The 20,269-nt window shown below is 39.9% G+C and carries 17 protein-coding genes; 9 read left to right on the top strand and 8 right to left on the bottom strand.

Features of this window, described 5'->3' with window-relative positions; translation table 11 throughout:
* Positions 1 to 129 precede the first annotated feature (129 nt).
* The gene (malQ, locus tag L8106_RS08965; RefSeq protein ID WP_009783942.1) at positions 130 to 1,632 is read left to right on the top strand and encodes a 4-alpha-glucanotransferase; all 1,503 of its coding nucleotides are present in this window, start codon (positions 130 to 132) and stop codon (positions 1,630 to 1,632) included.
* A gap of 72 nt (positions 1,633 to 1,704) precedes the next feature.
* On the opposite strand, the gene L8106_RS08960 is transcribed toward malQ, so the two are convergent.
* Positions 1,705 to 2,595, bottom strand: coding sequence for a helix-turn-helix domain-containing protein (locus tag L8106_RS08960; RefSeq protein ID WP_232228451.1), 891 nt, complete (start codon positions 2,593 to 2,595; stop codon positions 1,705 to 1,707).
* Positions 2,596 to 2,676: 81 nt separating this feature from the next.
* Positions 2,677 to 3,429, bottom strand: a complete 753-nt coding sequence (locus L8106_RS08955) for a pseudouridine synthase (protein ID WP_009783940.1) — start codon at positions 3,427 to 3,429, stop codon at positions 2,677 to 2,679.
* A 283-nt stretch (positions 3,430 to 3,712) separates the two neighbouring features.
* On the opposite strand from L8106_RS08955, the gene L8106_RS08950 reads away from it, so the two are divergent.
* Positions 3,713 to 4,456 carry a DUF2993 domain-containing protein gene (locus L8106_RS08950; RefSeq protein ID WP_083798387.1) on the top strand — a complete coding sequence of 248 codons (744 nt, stop codon included), beginning with the start codon at positions 3,713 to 3,715 and terminating at the stop codon, positions 4,454 to 4,456.
* Between the two features lie 65 nt (positions 4,457 to 4,521).
* Here L8106_RS08950 and L8106_RS08945 read toward each other — a convergent pair whose 3' ends face one another.
* The 3 genes from L8106_RS08945 to L8106_RS08935 form a co-directional block, all read right to left on the bottom strand.
* Positions 4,522 to 5,418, bottom strand: a complete 897-nt coding sequence (locus L8106_RS08945) for a phosphatidate cytidylyltransferase (protein ID WP_009783938.1) — start codon at positions 5,416 to 5,418, stop codon at positions 4,522 to 4,524.
* A gap of 99 nt (positions 5,419 to 5,517) precedes the next feature.
* Positions 5,518 to 6,120 carry a precorrin-6Y C5,15-methyltransferase subunit CbiT gene (gene cbiT, locus L8106_RS08940; RefSeq protein ID WP_009783937.1) on the bottom strand — a complete coding sequence of 201 codons (603 nt, stop codon included), beginning with the start codon at positions 6,118 to 6,120 and terminating at the stop codon, positions 5,518 to 5,520.
* Positions 6,121 to 6,179: 59 nt separating this feature from the next.
* A complete protein-coding gene (locus L8106_RS08935; protein WP_039895853.1) occupies positions 6,180 to 7,646 on the bottom strand; it encodes an aminotransferase class I/II-fold pyridoxal phosphate-dependent enzyme in 1,467 nt (488 codons plus the stop codon).
* 329 nt (positions 7,647 to 7,975) lie between these two features.
* On the opposite strand from L8106_RS08935, the gene L8106_RS29485 reads away from it, so the two are divergent.
* Together L8106_RS29485 and L8106_RS08925 are read left to right on the top strand one after the other, a co-directional pair.
* Positions 7,976 to 9,541: an McrB family protein gene (locus tag L8106_RS29485; protein WP_232228450.1), complete on the top strand. Its 1,566-nt coding sequence runs from the start codon at positions 7,976 to 7,978 to the stop codon at positions 9,539 to 9,541.
* A 405-nt stretch (positions 9,542 to 9,946) separates the two neighbouring features.
* Positions 9,947 to 11,140, top strand: coding sequence for an McrC family protein (locus L8106_RS08925; RefSeq protein WP_009783934.1), 1,194 nt, complete (start codon positions 9,947 to 9,949; stop codon positions 11,138 to 11,140).
* Between the two features lie 35 nt (positions 11,141 to 11,175).
* Here the strand turns inward: L8106_RS08925 and L8106_RS08920 are convergent, their stop codons facing one another.
* Positions 11,176 to 11,802 (bottom strand): TetR/AcrR family transcriptional regulator, encoded by a 627-nt coding sequence (locus L8106_RS08920; protein WP_232228449.1) that lies wholly within the window; start codon positions 11,800 to 11,802, stop codon positions 11,176 to 11,178.
* A gap of 94 nt (positions 11,803 to 11,896) precedes the next feature.
* Here L8106_RS08920 and L8106_RS08915 point away from each other — a divergent pair, with 94 nt between their 5' ends.
* The 5 genes from L8106_RS08915 to L8106_RS08895 all read left to right on the top strand — a co-directional run bounded on the left by L8106_RS08915 (position 11,897) and on the right by L8106_RS08895 (position 16,666).
* Positions 11,897 to 13,291: an efflux RND transporter periplasmic adaptor subunit gene (locus L8106_RS08915; protein WP_009783932.1), complete on the top strand. Its 1,395-nt coding sequence runs from the start codon at positions 11,897 to 11,899 to the stop codon at positions 13,289 to 13,291.
* The gene (gene devC / locus L8106_RS08910) at positions 13,288 to 14,364 is read left to right on the top strand and encodes an ABC transporter permease DevC (RefSeq protein ID WP_009783931.1); all 1,077 of its coding nucleotides are present in this window, start codon (positions 13,288 to 13,290) and stop codon (positions 14,362 to 14,364) included. Before L8106_RS08915 ends, devC begins: the two co-directional genes overlap by 4 nt.
* Before the next feature lie 142 nt (positions 14,365 to 14,506).
* Complete coding sequence (locus L8106_RS08905; protein ID WP_009783929.1) at positions 14,507 to 15,217, top strand: DevA family ABC transporter ATP-binding protein; 711 nt, start codon at positions 14,507 to 14,509, stop codon at positions 15,215 to 15,217.
* 238 nt (positions 15,218 to 15,455) lie between these two features.
* Positions 15,456 to 15,992, top strand: a complete 537-nt coding sequence (locus L8106_RS08900; protein WP_009783928.1) for a DUF421 domain-containing protein — start codon at positions 15,456 to 15,458, stop codon at positions 15,990 to 15,992.
* A 134-nt stretch (positions 15,993 to 16,126) separates the two neighbouring features.
* Positions 16,127 to 16,666, top strand: a complete 540-nt coding sequence (locus L8106_RS08895; RefSeq protein ID WP_009783927.1) for a DUF421 domain-containing protein — start codon at positions 16,127 to 16,129, stop codon at positions 16,664 to 16,666.
* 200 nt (positions 16,667 to 16,866) lie between these two features.
* On the opposite strand, the gene L8106_RS08890 is transcribed toward L8106_RS08895, so the two are convergent.
* On the bottom strand, positions 16,867 to 18,942 hold the full coding sequence (locus L8106_RS08890; RefSeq protein ID WP_009783926.1) for a pentapeptide repeat-containing protein: 2,076 nt from the start codon (positions 18,940 to 18,942) through the stop codon (positions 16,867 to 16,869).
* 66 nt (positions 18,943 to 19,008) lie between these two features.
* A complete protein-coding gene (locus tag L8106_RS08885; protein ID WP_009783925.1) occupies positions 19,009 to 20,259 on the bottom strand; it encodes a retropepsin-like aspartic protease in 1,251 nt (416 codons plus the stop codon).
* Between the last annotated feature and the right edge of the window lie 10 nt (positions 20,260 to 20,269).

Here is a 20,269-nt window from a genome sequence, read left to right as displayed (position 1 = left end):
GATCTAAACGGACACGGACTGTCGTGCCAAGCCAACCAGCCAGTAAAATTTGACCCTTAGCTGGATGTCTAAAGGCAAATGATCCCTTAAAGTATTCAGATATTTATCACAGTCGCAATTGCGTTTATCATGCCATTTCCAAGATCTAGCGGTATTTTGCTTCACCCCACTTCACTACCCGGTCGATATGGGATCGGAGATGTTGGCCCAGTTGCCTATCAATTTGTCGATTTTTTAAGAGATAGTGGACAACAACTGTGGCAAATCTTGCCCTTTGGCCCCACAGGATTTGGCAACTCTCCCTACTTATCCTATTCAGCAATGGCGGGAAATCCGTTATTTATCAGTCCGGATCTCTTATTAGAGGAAGAATTACTCACATCTCAAGATTTAGTCAATACACCACTTTTTCCCGTCGAACAAGTTGATTTTGATGGAGTTAAAGCTTTCAAATGGGACTTGTTTAATAAAGCTTGTCAGAATTTCAAAAAAACCCTCACCGAACAAGAAAACGAATTTGAGGAATTTTGTCGAAATAAGTCATACTGGCTAGATGATTATGCCCTATTCATGGCAATTAAAGAAGCCCATGATGGCGAAAGTTGGCATAAATGGGACAATGATATTGCTCGCCGCCAACCCGAAGCCATCCAACAATGGCGCGACAAACTCGCCGATCAAATTTTCTTTCATAAATTCCTACAATTTGAATTTTTCCGTCAGTGGTCCAAACTCAAACAATACGCCAACGAACAGGGAATTCAAATTTTTGGAGACGTGGCGATTTATGTGGCACATGATAGCGCGGATGTTTGGTCCCATCCTGACATCTTTTGCTTAGACGGCGAAACAGGTGAAGCGTCATTAATGGCGGGAGTTCCACCCGATTATTTTAGCGCCACAGGTCAACTCTGGGGAAATCCGGTTTATAACTGGGAACGAGTTCAACAGAATGGCTTTAACTGGTGGTTGCAACGGGTGCAATCCATTTTAGACTGTGTAGATATTATGCGGATTGACCACTTCCGAGGCCTACAAGCATTTTGGGCCGTTCCCCAAGGTGAAACAACTGCGGTGAATGGTTACTGGATAGAAGCGCCCGGAGAAGCCTTGTTTAATCTGTTAAATGAGAAGCTTGGCCAATTGCCGATTATTGCCGAAGACTTGGGTTTAATCACCCCAGAAGTCGAAGCGCTACGGGATAAATTTGAACTTCCCGGCATGAAGATTTTGCAATTTGCCTTTGATTCTGGGTCAGGTAATCCCTATCTTCCCTACAATTACAGTACGCCCAATTGGGTCGCTTATACCGGAACCCACGATAATGACACCACTGTGGGTTGGTTTAGTCAACGTTCCTTGCAAGCCCAAGCCCGAGTGATGAGTTATGTGGGCGGAACGATGGGTCACGGCATTCATTGGGATTTAATCCAAGTCGCACTCGCATCGGTGGCGAATCAAGCCATTTTGCCCTTGCAAGATGTTTTAGGCTTAGGTAGCGAGGCGAAGATGAATCAGCCGAGTACATCAGAAGGCAACTGGTCATGGCGGTTCTTACCCGGAGCCATTACCGATGAAATTCGCGATCGCCTTAGATCATTGACCGAAACCTATGGTCGGTTGCCCAGATAGTTGCCCAGATAAATATCTAGGGTCGTGTGAGGACTCGCTTTCACGGCTGACAAAGGCGACAAATCGCCCGTTTTAGGAGTTAGAGTTAGACGTTTGAGGTTGGGGTTGGTTGCTTTTAAAGATGACCTCCTCAACCATACCGGGTTCTCCTAAACGTTGGCTTTTGCCGTTATTGACTGTTACCATCACGCCGCCTGCATTCCCGGCGACAACCACTAACTCATTGTTGGCTTTCCAACTTCGTTTGCTTCCGCCCGCTAAAATCCCCTGAAATTCAGTTTTTCCGTCCACTTCAATCAAAACCCAAGATTCATCTTTGACTGTAATTCCCACTTCAACGGTTTGGTTAATCGGCGCAGGGGGGGAAACAGGGGAGGTCGGGGAGTTTGTCTTATTGTTGTTAATGGAAGTCGATGTCGCTTGCACCGCAAGTTGGTCTTGACCTGGAGTTGAATTGTTCGCGGAAACACTCACCGACTGAGTTGTACTTGTAGCTGGGACTTCCGCAATTCTGGACTCCGGTAGAATTTGAACTTGGGGAGAGGATTGGATCAAATAGACTAAGCCATTCATCGTCCCCAAAATCAACAGAATATAAGTCAGATAAAGATGGGTTGGTCGTAACTGAGGTAACGGTAACAACCAAGAGCTAGACTCCAGTGAGAGAATAATCGGTTCAGGAAGGAAGAAATTTGCCAACTCCTCGCCATTTAAACCCAGGGCGTTTGCATATCGTCGGATTAAGCCTTGAGTATAGACGGGTTCAGGTAGATTTTCGACTATACCTTCTTCTAAAGCTTGGAGTAAATGGCGGCGAATCATGGTGTAGGCTGCCACCATATCTAATGATAGAGAATGATGTTCCCGAGTTTGACGCAGTTGAAGGCCAACCTCAACCAATCTCTGAGCTTGTTCAATACTGGTCACAGAACGATTATTGTCACCCAGATTTTTTCTAATCATTGAGAACGGTAAACTCACTTTCATACGCACAACTCCTTAATATTTATATAAGTGATTGAGAAGACTTTTGGCATATTGAGGCTAAAGATTCACCTGATTTTGTAAAAATTCAAGTTCAGACGGGGTTAACGGTCGATAGCGGCCCGGTGCTAATTCAGGTTTTCCCGGAGGATTAAGCTGAATTGAACCAATGGCACTCCGATGAAGTTTAACGACAGGGTAGCCGAGTTGCTCTGCGACTTTCCGAATTTGTCGATTTCTCCCCTCAAATAAAATCACTTCTAAAAGCGTTTGAGAATCAATGCTCTGTTGTAGCCGTCGGACTTCAGCGCTTAGAGTTTTTCGACTTGATAATATCACCCCTTGGCGCCATGCTTGCAACACAGATTCGGGTGGATGACCTTGCACCCAAACTTGATAGGTTTTGGGAACATGGTGGCGAGGATGGGTGAGGCGAAAGGTGAGTTCCCCATCGTTGGTGAGTAGTAATGCTCCAGTGGAGTCTACATCTAAACGTCCTACCGGATGAACTCCCTGGCCCTTCTGTAGTCGGCGAGGTAACAAGTCTAATACGTTGCGCCGTCCACCGGGGTCAGCACAGGTTGAAACCACCCCAATTGGTTTATTTAATAAAAGGTAGATTGGCACAGGTCGATGAGAGGGTTTGATTGGTTTCCCATCTACTTCTATGTCATCAGATGACGGATTTGCCTTTTGTCCTAAATGAGCAATATTACCATTGACCCGCACTCGTTTAGCAAGAATCATTTGTTCGGCTTGACGACGAGAGGCAATGCCCCAAGTTGCCATGATTTTTTGTAGCCTTTCATCCATATCAGTCAAGATTGCGTAGACAATCTTCTCATAGACTTTTGAACCACGCTAAATTTTGGCACAATTTGGTAGACTATGTACAAATATTACAGCAATCAGTAATTCTTCTTACGCAATCTCAATCTAAACATTCCTACTGCCTCAAACCGATTTGTCAGGCTCTCATGTCAAACATTGGGTAGAGATTGGTATATAACGTTTATACAGCAGTTCAAAGATTTTCTTTTTAATCTTCTGATTCTGTCCACATCACCCAATGGAAGTTTAAACTTAAATTTGTAAAATGCACTTTCAATCTATGAGTTCAACTGAGACATCATCTAAACCACTGGTTGGCAAGGTTTTATCGCGGGCTGTAAAATTATGGTTGCGATCGCAAGTTGAACAAATAGATGCTTTAGACATTAAAATCTCTGGCAATAATCGTTCAATATTGACGGGTCATATTTCTCAGGTAACAGTTTGGACTGCCTATGCGGTTTATCGAGGCTTACACCTCAGCCAAGTTGATCTGTGTGCATCTGGTATTGAGATCAACATCGGTCAAGTTCTCAAAGGCAAACCCCTAAAGCTGCTCAAATCCTTTCCTGTTGATTGTCAAGTCTGTTTGCTTTCCGCCGATCTGAACACCTCCTTACAAGCTCCTCTGCTCACCAATGCGATCACAAAATTCCTTCTTCCTTTGATTCAATCGCAGAATCCAAAGAACTGCAATCTTTCTTTCCCAAATGACATTAAAAGTTTGCAAAATCTACAAATTATCTTAGGCCAGGATCAACTGACACTAACCGCAGAGATGCTATCAACCCACGATGAATTAACTCCTTTTTGCTTTCACTCCGAATTGTACCTTGCCAGCCCAACGGAATTATTACTCGCCTCTCCCCATTTAAAACTTCCTCAGCAACAGCAGCATTATGATTTGGATAACATGACCATTGACCTGGGAACAGATGTCAATCTTCAACAGTTAAGTATTAGTCCCGAACAATTACAGATGAAAGGAGAAATTCAAGTGAATCCTTAAGAGGAGATTGGGAGGTTGGGAGATCTTATCTTTTGTCTTTTGACTTCTAACCTCACATTGGTTTCTCAAGATAACCGCGAAAGCAACGGTAACAACAACGTGGTGAAATAATAAACCAACGGTGCTGTAAACACATAACTATCAGCCCGATCTAAAATTCCACCATGACCCGGAATCAATTGTCCAGAATCTTTCACCCCTGCATCTCGTTTCATCATCGACTCGGTTAAATCTCCGAGTAAACTGGCAATCCCAATCAATAACCCCAACGCCGCACCTGACCCCAGAAAAATCGGCCATTGCAAATACCAAGCCCCGGTAATTGCCACCGCCATACTGCCAATGACGCCAAAAACAGCCCCTTCGACCGTTTTTTTCGGGCTAATATCCGATAGACGAGTTCGCCCAAATAACTTCCCGACTGTATAAGCCCCAATATCCGCCGCCCAAATACACAGAAACGCGAGTAATGTTGCCGTCAGTCCCACCGGAAGATTACCCGGATGAATCCAAAACTGCGGCCAGTTGAGGTTAAGCTGAGGATTAGTAATCGCACTGCTGACCAGAAGTGAAGGGTGTTCGATGCCAACCCGCAATCTAATCCAATAACTCGGCAAATACCCTCCATAAAATAGCCCTAAAATCGAGGAGGCAATATCAGCAATCGTGGATAGCTTCGGCTGAAACAACAAGTAAAAACAGATTAGTGTTCCCGCCAAAGCAAACATCGCATCAACTAAAGTGGGTGCAAAAGCCGCCGTAATCAGTAAGGCTTGACTCACCACTAAGGTTGTTTTCCCCGCAGGTTCAATTCCCTTTGCCCGAACAAGCTGAAAATATTCGAGTTGCCCGAGATAAATAATAATCCCAAAGCCAATCGTAAAGTACCATCCTCCCCAAAGAATCATTCCGAGGGCGACGGTGATTGCAACAATTCCACTAAAGATGCGAGACCAAGACATAGGACAAATGATATGGCACGATGCGGGATGAAACAGTTAAACCTCTCAATCCCCTAACTCTAAGTATGACGGTATTGAGTAAACAAGTTACAATTTTCCCTAATCGAGTTTCTCGCCGCTGAGAATAAACATCGGGTTAATCGCTTCAAAAGATTGACTTCCTCCCCGACGTTCTAAACGGTTAATGGAAGATTGAACCACTTCAACATGACGAACTTGCAACTGGGCAAACCCTTCAGAAATTCCATAAAGACTCTCTAAGTTAGAAGCTGTCGCCACAATTCGGCCTCCGGGTTGTAGATATTTCCAGGCTTCAGCTAAAATCGCTTTGATATCCCGTCCCCCTTCTAGACAGACTCGATGGGGAATCGGCGATAAATCTTGCAGACATTCTGGTGCGCTTCCTTCCACAACTTCTACATTATCAACCTCAAAGCGATCGCAATTCTGGCGAATTAAACTGACAACATCAGAGTCTCGTTCGACTGCAATAATTCGACCTTGAGGACATAATAAACCAATTTCTACTGGAATTGTACCAGTACCAGCACCAATATCCCAAACTACAGAGTCGCTTTGAAGTTGCAGCAGAGAAATTAACAAGATGCGAACTTCTCGTTTACTCATCGGAATACCCGGTAAACGTTCAAATAATTCATCGGGAATACCGGGAGTGATATAAGGCCAGAGTTTGGAAGGCATAAAATAACTTGAAATTAAGAATATATCTTTTTAGAATGAACGCGCTCGATTCTTTTATCTTAATGGAAAGACTTGTATATTTTCAGGGTTTCGAGAGTTGGATCACTACATCCCGTTATTGTCGCACCCACTGACAAAACTTTATGTAAGTAATTGATCGCATCTGCGCTAATTTGTTCACCTGGCATCAAAATCGGAATTCCAGGCGGATAGGGACAAACCATTTCCGCACTAATACACCCAATACAATCATCAACGCTTCGCCTCTGACTCGCCCCCTCAAACGCATCGCGAGGTGAAAACCTGACTACAGAGGAAAACACAGGCGGAAGCGGAAACTCTGGGGAAATTGTTTGAAAATCATGGCTCATTTCCGACAATTGAGTGAAACCTTTAACCAGTTGTTCGATATCAGCTTCGGTATTCCCTAAACTAATAATAAACGTTAAATGCTTCAAATTGGGTAACTCTGCCGTAACTCCAAATTGTTGATGTAAAATTTCATCGGCTTGATAACCTGTTAACCCCAAATCAGAGACGTTTACACTCAGGCGAGTTGAGTCTAAAGCGATAAATGAATTTTGTTTTATTTTAGGTAAATTCAATACAGAAATTCCGGGAATTTTCTCTAAGGATATTTTGGCGGTTTCGGCTAACTGTAGGGTTTGATTCATCAACTCTTGTCCTTGAGTTGCCATCTGTTGACGAGCCGCATCTAGAGACGCTAATAACAAATAACTCGGACTGCTAGATTGTATCATTTGTAGAGCTTGATTTAAACGCGATCGGTCGATTCTATTGCCTTGAAGATGGAGCATCGAAGCTTGGGTCATTGCACCCAATACTTTATGAGTTGACTGTACCACTAAATCGGCTCCTGCTGTTAATGCGGCAATGGGTAAATCAGCATGAAAATAAAAATGCGGCCCGTGTGCTTCATCGACTAAAAGCGGGATATTATAGTCATGGGTAATTTTTGCAATTTGTTCAATATTTCCACAAATTCCCTGATAAGTTGGGTAAACCATCAAAACCGCTTTGATATCTGCATGGTGTTTTAATGCAGTTTCAACAGCTTCGGGAGTAATGGAATAGGTTAAGTCCCATTCGGCATTATATTCGGGTTGTAAAAACACAGGTATTGCTCCCGATAAAACCAACCCAGAAATGACAGATTGATGAACATTTCGCGGCATTATTATTTTATCACCTGTTCCGCAAGTTGCTAAAATTGAGGCAATAATTCCCCCGGTTGAACCATTTACTAAAAACCTCGTTTGTTCCGCCCCAAATGCTGCTGCTGCGAGTTGTTGTGCTGACTCGATAACGCCTTCGGGTGCAAATAAATTATCAAGTTCTGGGAGTTCGGGTAAGTCTGCTTTAAATACTGATGAACCTAAGACATTTTGTAATAACAAATTCATTCCGTTTCCCCGTTTATGTCCCGGTGCATAAAAGGCTGCATGAGGTCGATTTGCAAGGGTTTTTAAAGTTTCTAGTAATGGTGTTTTTGTTTGGTCTAGCATGATTAATTTTGAACGGGTTACTATCAGCCCCCCTAGCCCCCCAATTCTGGGGGGAATTAGAATTTGCTTTTTATAGTCCCCCATTATTGAGGGATTTAGGGGGCAGGGGAATTTAGGGGGCGTTTAAGAGATAAATATACAGTTCAGTATGTGATCATTTTTACAACTAAAATCAGAAAATATACCAACTTTTTTTGAAATTATTCAAGATAATTATACCGTTGTTGTCGCATTTTTTCCAGACCAACATCAACATCTTTAATTCTGCTGGATGGCGACCGTTTTGAAGGTACAATGGTTAATGAGTTAATTACTGCACGTTTAATTGGTTGACTGTTAAAGTAAATATTAAAGGGATTGAGATTAAAATGAGTGAGAAACAGGAAGATTTTCTTTTCACTAAGGAGATGTTTGAAGTTATACCTAATGTTATGGTGCAGATAGACAATCGAGCGGATTATAAAGGTGAGGTTTTACTAGACTTATCACAAATAGAACATTTGGTAAAAATCGCCTCAACTGCTCAAAAAATTGTAGATATAACCATTAATTATCTTGGAAAAAAGCAAAAACTATATTCATGTTTTTATGTCAATCTTTTCAGGAGTTTAAAAATTATTAATTCTCAAAATAATCGGGGAGATTATTTCAAATCTGAAATTTATTGTAAAAATTGGGCAAGGAATACTGTGTGTGATTTTTTAATTTTATTAACGCCCAAATCACTACAAATAAAGTCAAAAATTATCAATAAACATAACATTTTTGTTAGTATAGGATCTTTAAAGGATGAAATAGAGCTTTTAGATTCCCGATCTCCAGAAAGAATAATCAAAGAAAAATTTATCGAAAAACTAAACTCTCTTGGAATTTATGATGATATTGATCCCGAGGTTTATCATTCTGAAATTGAAATAGGCATTGAAGAAGCCTGTCGTATGTCAGTCGATGACTTTATATATTACTTGGATAAAACTTTTCAAAAAATGTTGCCTCTGATGTTAATTTATATGACCCAAAATCCTCTTCCATATATCTGTAAATATCTCAATTTACAGCCTTTATACAGTCTCGTTGAATGTGCTAAGAGTACAGGTTTTGAAGAAGAAGAACTAGAAAGATGGGTAAAGATAATTAACAGAAAAAAACAGGTGATATTTCAAGGGCCACCCGGAACAGGAAAAACATTCATCGCCAAAAAAATCGCCAAACATTTAATAGGAGGTACTCAAGGTTTCTCTGAATTGGTTCAGTTTCATCCCGCCTATACCTACGAAGACTTTATGCTGGGAATTCGTCCTGATACAAAAGACGGACAGTTAACCTATTCAATGGTTTCGGGTCGATTTCTTGAGTTTTGTAAAAAAGCAGAATCCTGTGAAGGAATTTGTGTTCTTATTATTGACGAAATCAATCGGGCGAATTTATCTCAGGTGTTTGGAGAGTTGATGTATTTGTTGGAATATCGACGTGAAAAAATTTGTTTAGCGGGGAGTAATGAACCGTTTGGAATTCCCCCAAATGTTTATATTATTGGAACCATGAACACTGCTGACCGTTCTATTGCTTTGGTTGACCACGCACTTCGTCGCCGCTTTTCTTTTATTACGCTTTCTCCCAATTATGATGTATTGCGTAATTACCATGAACACCGTTTTATTAGTGAATTTATCGAAGAATTAATCGATATTCTAAAATATTTGAATCAAACAATTGATGACCCCCATCACGAACTGGGGATTTCATTTTTCTTAGTTGATGATTTGGAAAATAACATTGAGGATATCTGGACGATGGAAATTGAACCCTATTTAGAAGAATATTTTTATGATCAGCGAGATATAATCAAGAATTTTCGCTGGTCTGAGATTAAGAACAAACTTTTTAAACAATAAAGTTGTATGAAATACTTAAATTTTTGATTGTCATGTTTTTACGTTTTTAATCCCCCCTAGCCCCCTTAAAAAGGGGGGAATAAGATTGAAAATCTCCTTAAAAGGGATGGGAATAAGAAATAAGTAGCTTAAAAGTCCCCGTTTTGATCCTCCATAGCCCCCCTTAAAAAGGGGGGAATAAGATTGAAAATCTCCTTAAAAGGGATGGAAATAAGAAATAAGTAGCTTAAAAGTCCCCCTTTTGATCCCCCCTAGCCCCCCTTAAAAAGGGGGGAATAAGATTGAAAATCTCCTTAAAAGGGATGGGAATAAGAAATAAGTAGCTTAAAAGTCCCCCTTTTTAAGGGGGATTTAGGGGGATCTCTTTTTAAGCTTTGTGAATCTAACCTTATAGTTTAATTTGAAATGAACCAACCCAAAATTATAGAACTCACCGAACACCAACCCAAACTATTTGAACGGGATGAACTAGACCAAGAAATTGCTGAACTCATTTGGAAAAATCACAAACATTTAATTGATGTAGAGTTTCCCTCTATTAAAACCAACAACAAATATAAACTCAAACCTAGAGGATGGGTTGGTCAAATTATCCTAACACCCGAACTACACATTTACATCAAGCCAAAAGTTCCCATTTCTAATCTATTCGGAATGTTAGAATATGCTTATCAATTGAAAAGCTTTAAAATCTTTGATCATCAATTTACCCAATGTCAAAGCGTAGACGATTTTTATAGCAGACTTGCGGCTTTTCTCGCCGATAAAATACTCGCTCGGACTCGCCGGGGACTTTACCGAACTTATATTCCTGTTAGTAGCCATCTCTCGGCTATTCGCGGAAAAATTGACCTGCGAGAAACAGTTAAAAAACCCTGGAACGTTAAGCTAAAATGTCACTACGATGAACAGACTGCGGATATAGAAGATAACCAGATTTTGCTTTGGACGCTGTACATTATTGGTCGGACTGGCTTGTGTTCGCCGACAGTTTCTCCGAAGATTAGAAAAGCCTATCACGTTCTGAATGGATTAGTTACTCACCGTTCATTTCAAGGAAAAGATTGTGTTAATCGTTCTTATAATCGCCTCAATCAAGATTATCAAATAATGCACTCAATTTGTCTGTTTTTCCTCGATAATTGTGGTGCGTCTCACCAAGTTGGAAACTATACAATGTTCTCCTTTTTGGTAAATATGGCAAACTTGTACGAGTTGTTTGTTGCAGAATGGCTAAAATTGAATCTTCCCTCTCATTTATCGGTTCGGATACAAAGTCCGGTTTATATTGGAAAAATACGGCGTAGAATTGATATAGAAATCTACAACACGACAACCCAAAATACTCTCTACATTCTCGATACCAAATACAAACTACCCGATGATAAACCATCAAATTCTGATATTGACCAAGTAAACACTTATGCGTCGCATAAAAATTGTTCTAACGCTGTTCTCGTTTATCCCGTACCTTTTAAAAATCCATTCAATGAAGAAATTGGTGTCAAAATTCGAGTTCGCAGCCTAACCTTTTCGATTAATGAAGACTTAGAACAAGCAGGTCAAAATTTTCTCAAGAATCTGTGTCAAGAGGAATAACTATTCAAGAGATTAGTGATAAAATATTATTGCATTTAACGAGTTAAGCAACTCATTAACCCCTCAATCAAACGATCACTATCCATCGGCAAAATATCTTCACCATACAGCAGCTTTTGTGTAATCACAAAATGAACCATCGTTCCTAAAAAAATTCGGGCGGCGACTTCAGGATCATCGGTTTTAAGTTCAGAACAACTGGCAAATAGATGAGTAATGGCTTGAAAAGCAGTTGCTTTAATGGTACGAGTAAAGCTACGGGCTAATTCGGGAAACCGTCCAGATTCTCCTAAAATAATTCGCATAAAGTCGAGAAATTGCGGATCATTGGTAGCATCTTCGACAATTTTTTTAGCCAACTCACGCAAAATAATTTCTCCTTTTCCTGAAGGAATAGGTTCTTGGAAATATTGGGGTGTAAAAAAATCTTGAAATCTTTTTTCGACTAATTGTTCAATCAAGGCAATAAATAAACCTTCTTTGTCTTGAAAATAATTGTAAAGCGTTGGCTTTGACACACCAGAGGCGGTGGCAATTCGATCCATACTTGCGGCAGCATACCCAGACAGCATAAACTCTTGCATCGCACCTTCGAGAATGGCTTTCGCTTTTTCAGATGCTTTGGGGCGAGATGATTTTTGGGGGTTTGAGGATTTCATCATTTTTTTCCAGTTGACAGTCTCTTTTATTTTAACTAAACTGTTTAGTAATGAGACTAAACGGTTCAGTAAAACTTTTTACAAGGAGTTGCCTCTCATGGAGGATGCAGCCAGAATCAATCAAACTTTCCCCCGAAAGTGGGTGACAATCGCCAGTGTCGCCCTTTTAGGAATCGGTGGTGTAGCGATTTATCTCCCCTTGCGATCGCCGTCTACCCCAACGACACCCGCCGTCACAACCATTACCCCAAAAATCCAAACCGTCACGGCTTTGGGGCGCTTAGAACCCGATGGGGAAGTGATTCAACTCAAAGCCTCGACTTCTACCCAAGAAAGCCGAATTGCTGAATTACGAGTCCAAGAAGGAGATGAAGTCAAAGCCGGAGACATTATTGCGATTTTAGATTCTCGCGATCGCTTACAAGCCCAGTTAGAACAAGCCCAAAAAGACGTAGAAGTTGCAAAAGCCCGTCTAGAACAAGTTAAAGCGGGGGCAAAATCTGGAGATCTCGCCGCTCAAAAAGCACAAATTAGCCGCCTCCAAGCGCAATTACAAGGGGATGAAGCCGCTCAAAAAGCCACCCTTCAACGGATACAAGCCGAGTGGGAAGGAGAACGCAGCGCCCAAGAAGCAACCGTTAGCCGTATTCAAGCCCAGTGGGAAGGGGAAAGCACAGCCCAAGCAGCCACGATCAGTCGGTTGAGGGCGGAACTCAACAACGCCGAAGCCGAATATCAACGGTATCAACAGTTGTACGCAGAAGGCGCAATTTCTCAATCCTCGTTTGATAGTAAACAGTTAAACGTAGAAACCAGTCGCCAAAAAATTGCCGAAGCGGTCGCAAATTTAGACCGAATTAACCGCACTGCAAAAGAACAAATTATCGAAGCGGTCGCGAATTTAGACCGAATTAATCGCACTGCAAAAGAACAAATTATCGAAGCCGAAGTTACGCTGAGTCGCATCCAAAGTACCGGAAGTCAACAAATTAGTCAAGCGCGATCACAATTAGAAAGTTTAGCAGAAGTTCGCCCTGTTGATGTGCAGGTTGCCCAAACAGAAGTCAATCAAGCGATCGCCAACGTTAAACAAGCGAACGCCAATTTAGCCCAAGTTTATGTGCGATCACCCCAAGATGGAGTGGTGATGGATATTCATACTCGGGCGGGAGAAGTTGTTTCTAATCAAGGGATTATCGAGTTGGGGCGCACTCAACAAATGTATGCGATCGCCGAAGTTTATCAAAGCGATATTCAAAAAATAAAACTCGGACAAACTGCCAAGATTACCAGTGAAGCTTTACCCGAAATATTAACAGGAACAGTAGAACGAATTGATCACAAAGTACAACAGCAAAGCGTGATTAATACTGATCCGAGTGAAAACATAGATGCAAGAGTTGTAGAAGTTCATGTCCGTTTAGATGATAACTCTAGTCAAACCGCAGCAAAATTTACCAATTTGCAAGTTCAAGTTGAGGTGGAATTATGATCAAGTGGCTGCAACAATTACAACGACGAACACCGCTAGGATGGTTACAACTGACTCACCATAAAAGTCGCTTGTTTGTAGCAATTTCTGGGATTGCCTTTGCCGATGTTTTAATGTTTATGCAGCTTGGGTTTCAAGCCTCTCTTTTTGATAGTAATACTCGGATACGACGGGCTTTAAATGCTGATATTGTGTTAGTGAGTCCCAAAGCCAAAAATACACAAAATTTGTCTACTTTTGCCAGACGAAGACTGTATCAGGCGATGGATGTTCCAGGTGTGGAATCAGCCCATGGGTTATATTCTCAAACGATTAACTGGAAAAATCCCCAAACTCGTCAGGATAATCCCTTACAACTGATTGGATTTGATCCCAATTATCCAGCTTTTAATCTTCCTGAAGTGAATCAACAGCTTGATGAAATTAAAATACCTGATGTGGTGTTATTTGATCGCAAATCTCGGGGGGATTATGATCAAGTCATTACCCAAGTTAGTGAGAATAATTGGGTTTCTACAGAAGCAGAAGGACGGAAAATTACAGTCAAAGGATTATTTTCATTAGGGGCTTCTTTTGGTACAGATGGGATTTTAATTACTAGCGATCAAAACTTTCTGATGTTGTTTCCCCGTCGTGATGCAGGGAGTGTAAGTTTGGGTTTAATTCAGGTTGAACCTGACGCTGATTCTGTCGTTGTTGTTGAAGCTTTGCGATCGCATCTTCCCGAGGATGTTGAAGTGATGACAATAGCAGAATTTATCGAAGATGAACAGAAATATTGGCAAGAAGAAAGTCCAATTGGATTTATTTTTACATTAGGAACCGCGATGGCGTTTATCGTGGGTGTGGTGATTGTCTATCAAATTTTATCCACTGATGTGAGCGCTCATATCCAAGAATATGCCACATTTAAAGCAATGGGTTATCGTCATCGTTATTTGTTAGCAATTGTCTTTGAAGAAGCGATTATTTTAGCATTTCTAGGGTTTGTACCTGGATTTATTTTACCAATTCGGCTTATATTATGGAGCAGCAAAAGCTACTGCTTTACCGATTCAGATGACTGTTATTAGAGCAATTACAGTGTTGATTTTAACGATGATTATGTGTATTTTTTCCGGGGCGATTGCCACCCAAAAACTACAATCGGCTGATCCGGCTGATATGTTTTAAGGAAAGATTTTAAACCCATTCAATAATTGATAATTTAGAATCATGATAAATACTTTTTCTCAACCTGTAATCGACATTAAAAATCTTGATCATTTTTTTGGTTCTGGCGAACAACGAAAACAGGCTTTGTTTGATATTAACTTAGAGATTTATGCAGGTGAAATTGTGATTATGACTGGGCCGTCTGGTTCGGGAAAAACAACTCTATTAACATTAATTGGAGGGTTGAGATCAGTACAATCAGGTAGCCTAAAATTTTTAGGACAAGAACTCTGTGGGGCGACTCCAAGACAATTAGTTAAAGTTCGTCGTCAGGCTGGATATATCTTTCAAGCCCACAATTTACATGGTAGCCTAACCGCTTTGCATAACGTTCGCATGGGGTTAGAAATTCATTCCCAATATTCTGTGAAAGAAATGAAGGAAATGGCAACTCATATTCTTCAAGAAGTCGGATTAGGAAATCGTTTAAATCATTATCCTGATAATCTTTCTGGAGGGCAAAAACAACGGGTAGCAATTGCCAGGGCGTTAGTCAATCATCCTCAGTTACTCTTAGCAGATGAACCTACCGCCGCTTTAGATAGTAAATCTGGACGAGATGTGGTGACGCTGATGCAAAAACTCGCCAAAGAACAAGGGTGTACAATTTTACTTGTTACCCATGATAACCGGATTTTGGATGTTGCTGATCGCACTGTTTATATGGAAGATGGAATTTTGAAAAGTAATCAACTCGCAACCGCAAAATAAACAGGATTTCACAAAAATATTGAGAGATAGACAGATGTAGCCATCACTCGTTAGATTAGGGAGATGGATAACGAAAGTCGGAAAGTTGTTGCTATTTTCCCCTGTCGTAATTATTCGGGTATACTACTTTTCCTGTAAATTTCTGAGCGATGTCTACCTTAGAGGAGATGTAATTTACAGGTTCTCACCTTAAGCTAGAGGTATTCCTATCACTTTAGTTTATCAGGGAGGAACCGCTTTGTCAGGTAATTGGACAACTATATTTCATACATTAGTCATCGGAACGCTAGCCTATGTCGTTCTGATTATTTTACTCAGAGTTTCAGGAAAACGCACACTTTCTAAGTGGAATGCTTTTGATTTTATCGTTACTATTGCATTTGGTTCTATCCTGGGAATGATTCTGTTAGCAGAGGATACCAGTTTAATTCAAGGAATAGTCGGGTTTGGTTTATTAGTCATTCTTCAACTTACTGTAAGTTGGCTATCGGTGAACTCTGAACAGATGCAAGCATTAATTAAAGCAAAACCAACTTTATTGCTTTATCAAGGAAATATGATTGCAGAAACGCTCAAAAAAGAACGAATTACACAAGAAGATGTGTTGGCGGCTATTCGTTCTCACGGAATTTCAGCAATAGAAAATGTGGAAGCTGTCGTTCTTGAAACAAATGGTAACTTCAGTGTGATTGAAAAAAATCAAGGAACATCGAGTTCTGCTTTAGTTGATGTTCAAGGATATCCAGTCACTCAAAGAGAACTTGCTCAAGTTTAACAGATTTTGATTAAAAATAAAAGGTGGGGATTATCCAAAATGTCATTCAAAGTAAAAACCCACCTTTGTTATTCTGAACTTCTTAAAAAATCTAAATTTAATTTATTTATACTGACCTATTCAACACAATTTAGATGAATAAAGTTGTTTTCTTTTATACAGGTTTAGAACCGATTTTCAGGATCATTATTATTGGGACGTTAGCCTATATTAGTTTGTTGTTGCTGCTACGAATATCAGGAAAACGAACACTCGCCCAGATGAATGCGTTTGATTTTGTAATTATAGTTGCGATTGGTTCAACCTTTGGTCGATTATTAACAGCAAAAGGGGTTTCTTTAGCTGAAGGTATCACTGCTTTTGGGGTTTTAATTGGATTACAATATATTGTTTCTTGGCTGACAATTAAATCTTCAGGTTTTGCTGATTTAGTAATGGCGAGTCCTTCTTTGCTTTATTTTGACGGACAGTTTATTAATAAAGCAATGAGAGAACAACGTTTAACGAAGAAGAATTTATTAGAAACGGTTCGACAGCAGGGTATTGTTTCTTTGCAGAATGTCGAAGCAATTATCATGGAACCTGTGGGGAATATTACGATTATTAAAAAGCAAAAGTTTGAACAATCTACAGATAAGTCTGCGTTAACTAATATTCTCGATGTTGATTATTAATCAGTCACCAGTTTTAAATGTCACCCTGAGTTAACAGTGTTAAATGTCACCCTGAGTGAAACGTAGGCGAAGCCAGACGACGGAGGAGTCTTAGGGTCTAATAAATTGTCACCCTGAATGAAATGAAGGGTCTATTAGGGATTCTTCACGGAGTTTATCCGAATCGCAAAGCGAAGGACTCAGAATGACATAATATTGTTTTATTCGTGAACTGTTCCATCTGGCATTGTTGCACCCTTTAATATGGTATTAGTTAAGTTAACTCCACCTAGTTTAGCATTGGTTAAATCTGCGCCAGTTAAATCTGCGCCAGTTAAATTAGCTGCACGAAGATCAACTGAAATTAAATTAGCTCCACCTAAATGTGCTTGAATCATATTGACTCCGCGCAAGTCAGCATTGTTTAAATTAACAGATTTCAGATTAGCAAATTGAAGATTTGCTTGACTTAGGTTAACTCCACTAAGGTTCGCATTACTCAAATTAATTTGAATTAGTTCTGTTCCCTGAAGTGTTGCTCCTGTTAAAATTGCTCCACTTAAGTTCGCAGAGTTGAGTTTTGCTGCGTTAAGATTAGCATTTCTTAAGTTAGCACTACTGAGATTTATATTCGTTAAGTTAGCTTGGCTTAAGTCTGCTCCTTCTAAATTGGCTCCAGCTAGATTAAATTGACTTAAGTTTCTACCTGACATATTGGCATTTTGTAATGAAGATTTAGAAGAAATATAGTAACCTTTGGCATTATTGATCTCAAATCCGATAGGAAAATAGGTTGTCTCATTATAAATAGCAGATTCAAGATTTGCTTCGGTTAGATTAGCTTGTTGGAAATTCGCTTCTAGTAAAATAGCATGACTGAGATTAGCATAGCTTAAATTAGCTTTTCTCAAATTAGCTTTACTTAAGTCAGCACCAGTTAAGTTAGCATAACTTAGATTAGCTTCGGTAAGATTCACTTCTTTAGATAAATCAGCATGACTCAAATTTGCTCTAGTTAAATTTGCTTTTCTTAAATCTGCACTTTGTAAATTTGCACTAATAAGATTAGCTCCTGTTAAGTTAGTTTTATGAAATTGTCCTTTTTGCAGTCCGGCTTTATACAAAGTGGCATTTTCTAAATTGGCTCGATCCAAAATAGCAAATTGATAATCATTGTAATATATGTCAGTTTTTACTTCATTTAAAGAAGCTTCTTTTAAATTTGCTCCGGTTAAATTAAGACTACATAAACTGCTATAATTAAAATTGACTTCTAAAAGATTAGCGTTAGTTAAATTTACGTTTTTAAAATACGTTTTTTTTAGTTCAACACCTGCTAAATTAATCCCAGTAAAATCTCGTTCCCCTTCGTTATAACGCCTTAAAAACTCCTCAGCAGTAACGGAAGGTTCTTGACTTTCTTCAACATCATCCTCATCTTCCTCATCCTCGTCTAAATCTTCAGTTTCGACAATTCCCTCTAAATATTCCGCTTCATCTAACTGAGTAATATTATTTGAAAACTGCTGAATAATCTCGCTTTTCTCCGTTTCCTCACTCTGATCAAAACGGTTAATTAACCCTTGAATAATCTGTAAATCTGTTGTTCTAATTCCGACTTCTCGTTCCGCACTTTGAACCCCAGAGGTTAATACATTGTGACTTCCAACCATTGCAAAGCTAAAATCACAAACGATATATTTTTCATGGGTTCCCAATAATTTCAAGCGAAATAGATCGGGGTATTCCTGTTCTAACTGTTGTAAATCTCCCAGAGCATTATAGCGCCAACCCTTGCCAATTTTTTTGCGATCGCCCAAATATCCCCAACCAATCTCGATTTTACAATTGCGGTTGAGACAATCTCGCATTTTTTCGAGCAAATTCTCATTAATGCTGTTACAATTTAACCAGGGACAGACGATGATTAACCGTTCCTCTGCGGTTTCTAACGCCTCAATTAAAACCTCCCGACTTCCCGAACGATCAAACACCAATTCTGACTTTGGTAGTGATAAAATAACCTCAGTTTCTAATAACGGTATTGTCGGGATAATATCAACAGAAATGGGTCTATCTGTCTCCGGGGATGAAGAAATACTAACCCGATTTTCGCACAATTCATCTAGACGTTTTTGTAACTCCGCTAACTGTTGGAGTTCGGGTCTTGTATTAAACTGTTGACTGTGTTCATCTAGACGACGTTTGAGGGTTGCAATATATTTTTTCAGTTGAACTTGCTGCTGTTCAAGTTGTGAAATTCGTGTGACTAAATCAGGTTCGTTCTGAGAAGACATAGTTCATAAAAAAAAGAAGGTCAAGGGAGTATCTTGACCTAGCTTACCTCAAAATCCGGCGCGAACTTACAACCGTTTCAACATCAAGCTTCCAGTTTCCGGAAAACCCAGACTATTCGGTTCACCAAACCGCCAATGTTGTTGATATTGATTGAGATAATTTTGACCCACAATTCCATCAACCCCTAATAAATCTAACAACTCATTATTTAAAACAACTCCATCTAAATTAGTTGACTCATAACCTTGTAACTTGATAGAAGATAGGCTAACTTTCTGACCCATTTCTTGACCACAAAACCCGCGAACATCAATATTTTCCGCATTAGCTAAATCAATTGATAAAGTATTAGCTAAACGGTTTGAAAGTACCATCACATCCGCACCCGTATCTAAGAGAAAATTATAAGGCCCTTTACCATTTACAAACACTTCTGTGATCATTACTCCCATTTTTCCCTGTAACGGAACACCTCCAGCCACAGTATTTGAACGGGGTAAAAGTTGTAAACTGGAATTTTTAGGATTAATCACAACATCAAAACTTTTGAGAAAATCCAACCCCAAAACCCCCGCTACATCTCCCGGAATAGCCGTTTTTGGTAATCCCATTCCATTCATTCCTTCTACTGTAGCCGCATCGACTTTAATAGCAGGTAAACTGTGTAAAGTTGCCTTAATATTAGAACAGTCATCACCTACCACAAAATAAGCTAAAATATCACTAGGAAGGGTTGTGCCTGTTAGTCCTAACTGTTGAACAATCGGTTCAGATAAAATCGAATTTGATGCCCCAGTATCTAATAAAAATCTTTGAGGTTTTCCGCCCACAATGACCGGAACTGTATAAACAAAACTCTCAGGAATTGTCTCTAACTTTACCGCAGCTTGTCCTTGACTAACTGTAGCCGGAAGGGTAACATTCATCGCCGTTAAAATGGCATTCATCCGATCATTAGCATCGGTTCTAACTTTGCCATCAGGCGTGAGAACAATCACCCGAATTGTACATTGCATTGATGCGGCTTGTAGTGCCTCTAAAGACTCAGGTTCATTATTCGGCATCGCATTTCTCATACATTGAGAAAGTTCTTGAACCAGTTGTTTTCCGAGGTCTTCTGACGGGGCTGGAGGTCGAACTCCGGGTGGAGAAATAGGTTCAGAAACAGGTTCAGAAACAGGAGTTGAATAGTCGCGATTAAATCGATTATTCTGCTCTTGAGAAGTTTCAGAAATTGAGGGTAAAATAGTGAATGTAATGCTACCCAATGCGGTAAGGAGAGTTAAACCTGATGTTAGAAGGGAGAAACGTTTCATCTTGAAATTT

The organism is Lyngbya sp. PCC 8106, assembly GCF_000169095.1.
Classification (GTDB): Bacteria; Cyanobacteriota; Cyanobacteriia; order Cyanobacteriales; family Microcoleaceae; genus Capilliphycus.
This window is presented reverse-complemented; position numbering and strand designations above follow the sequence as displayed.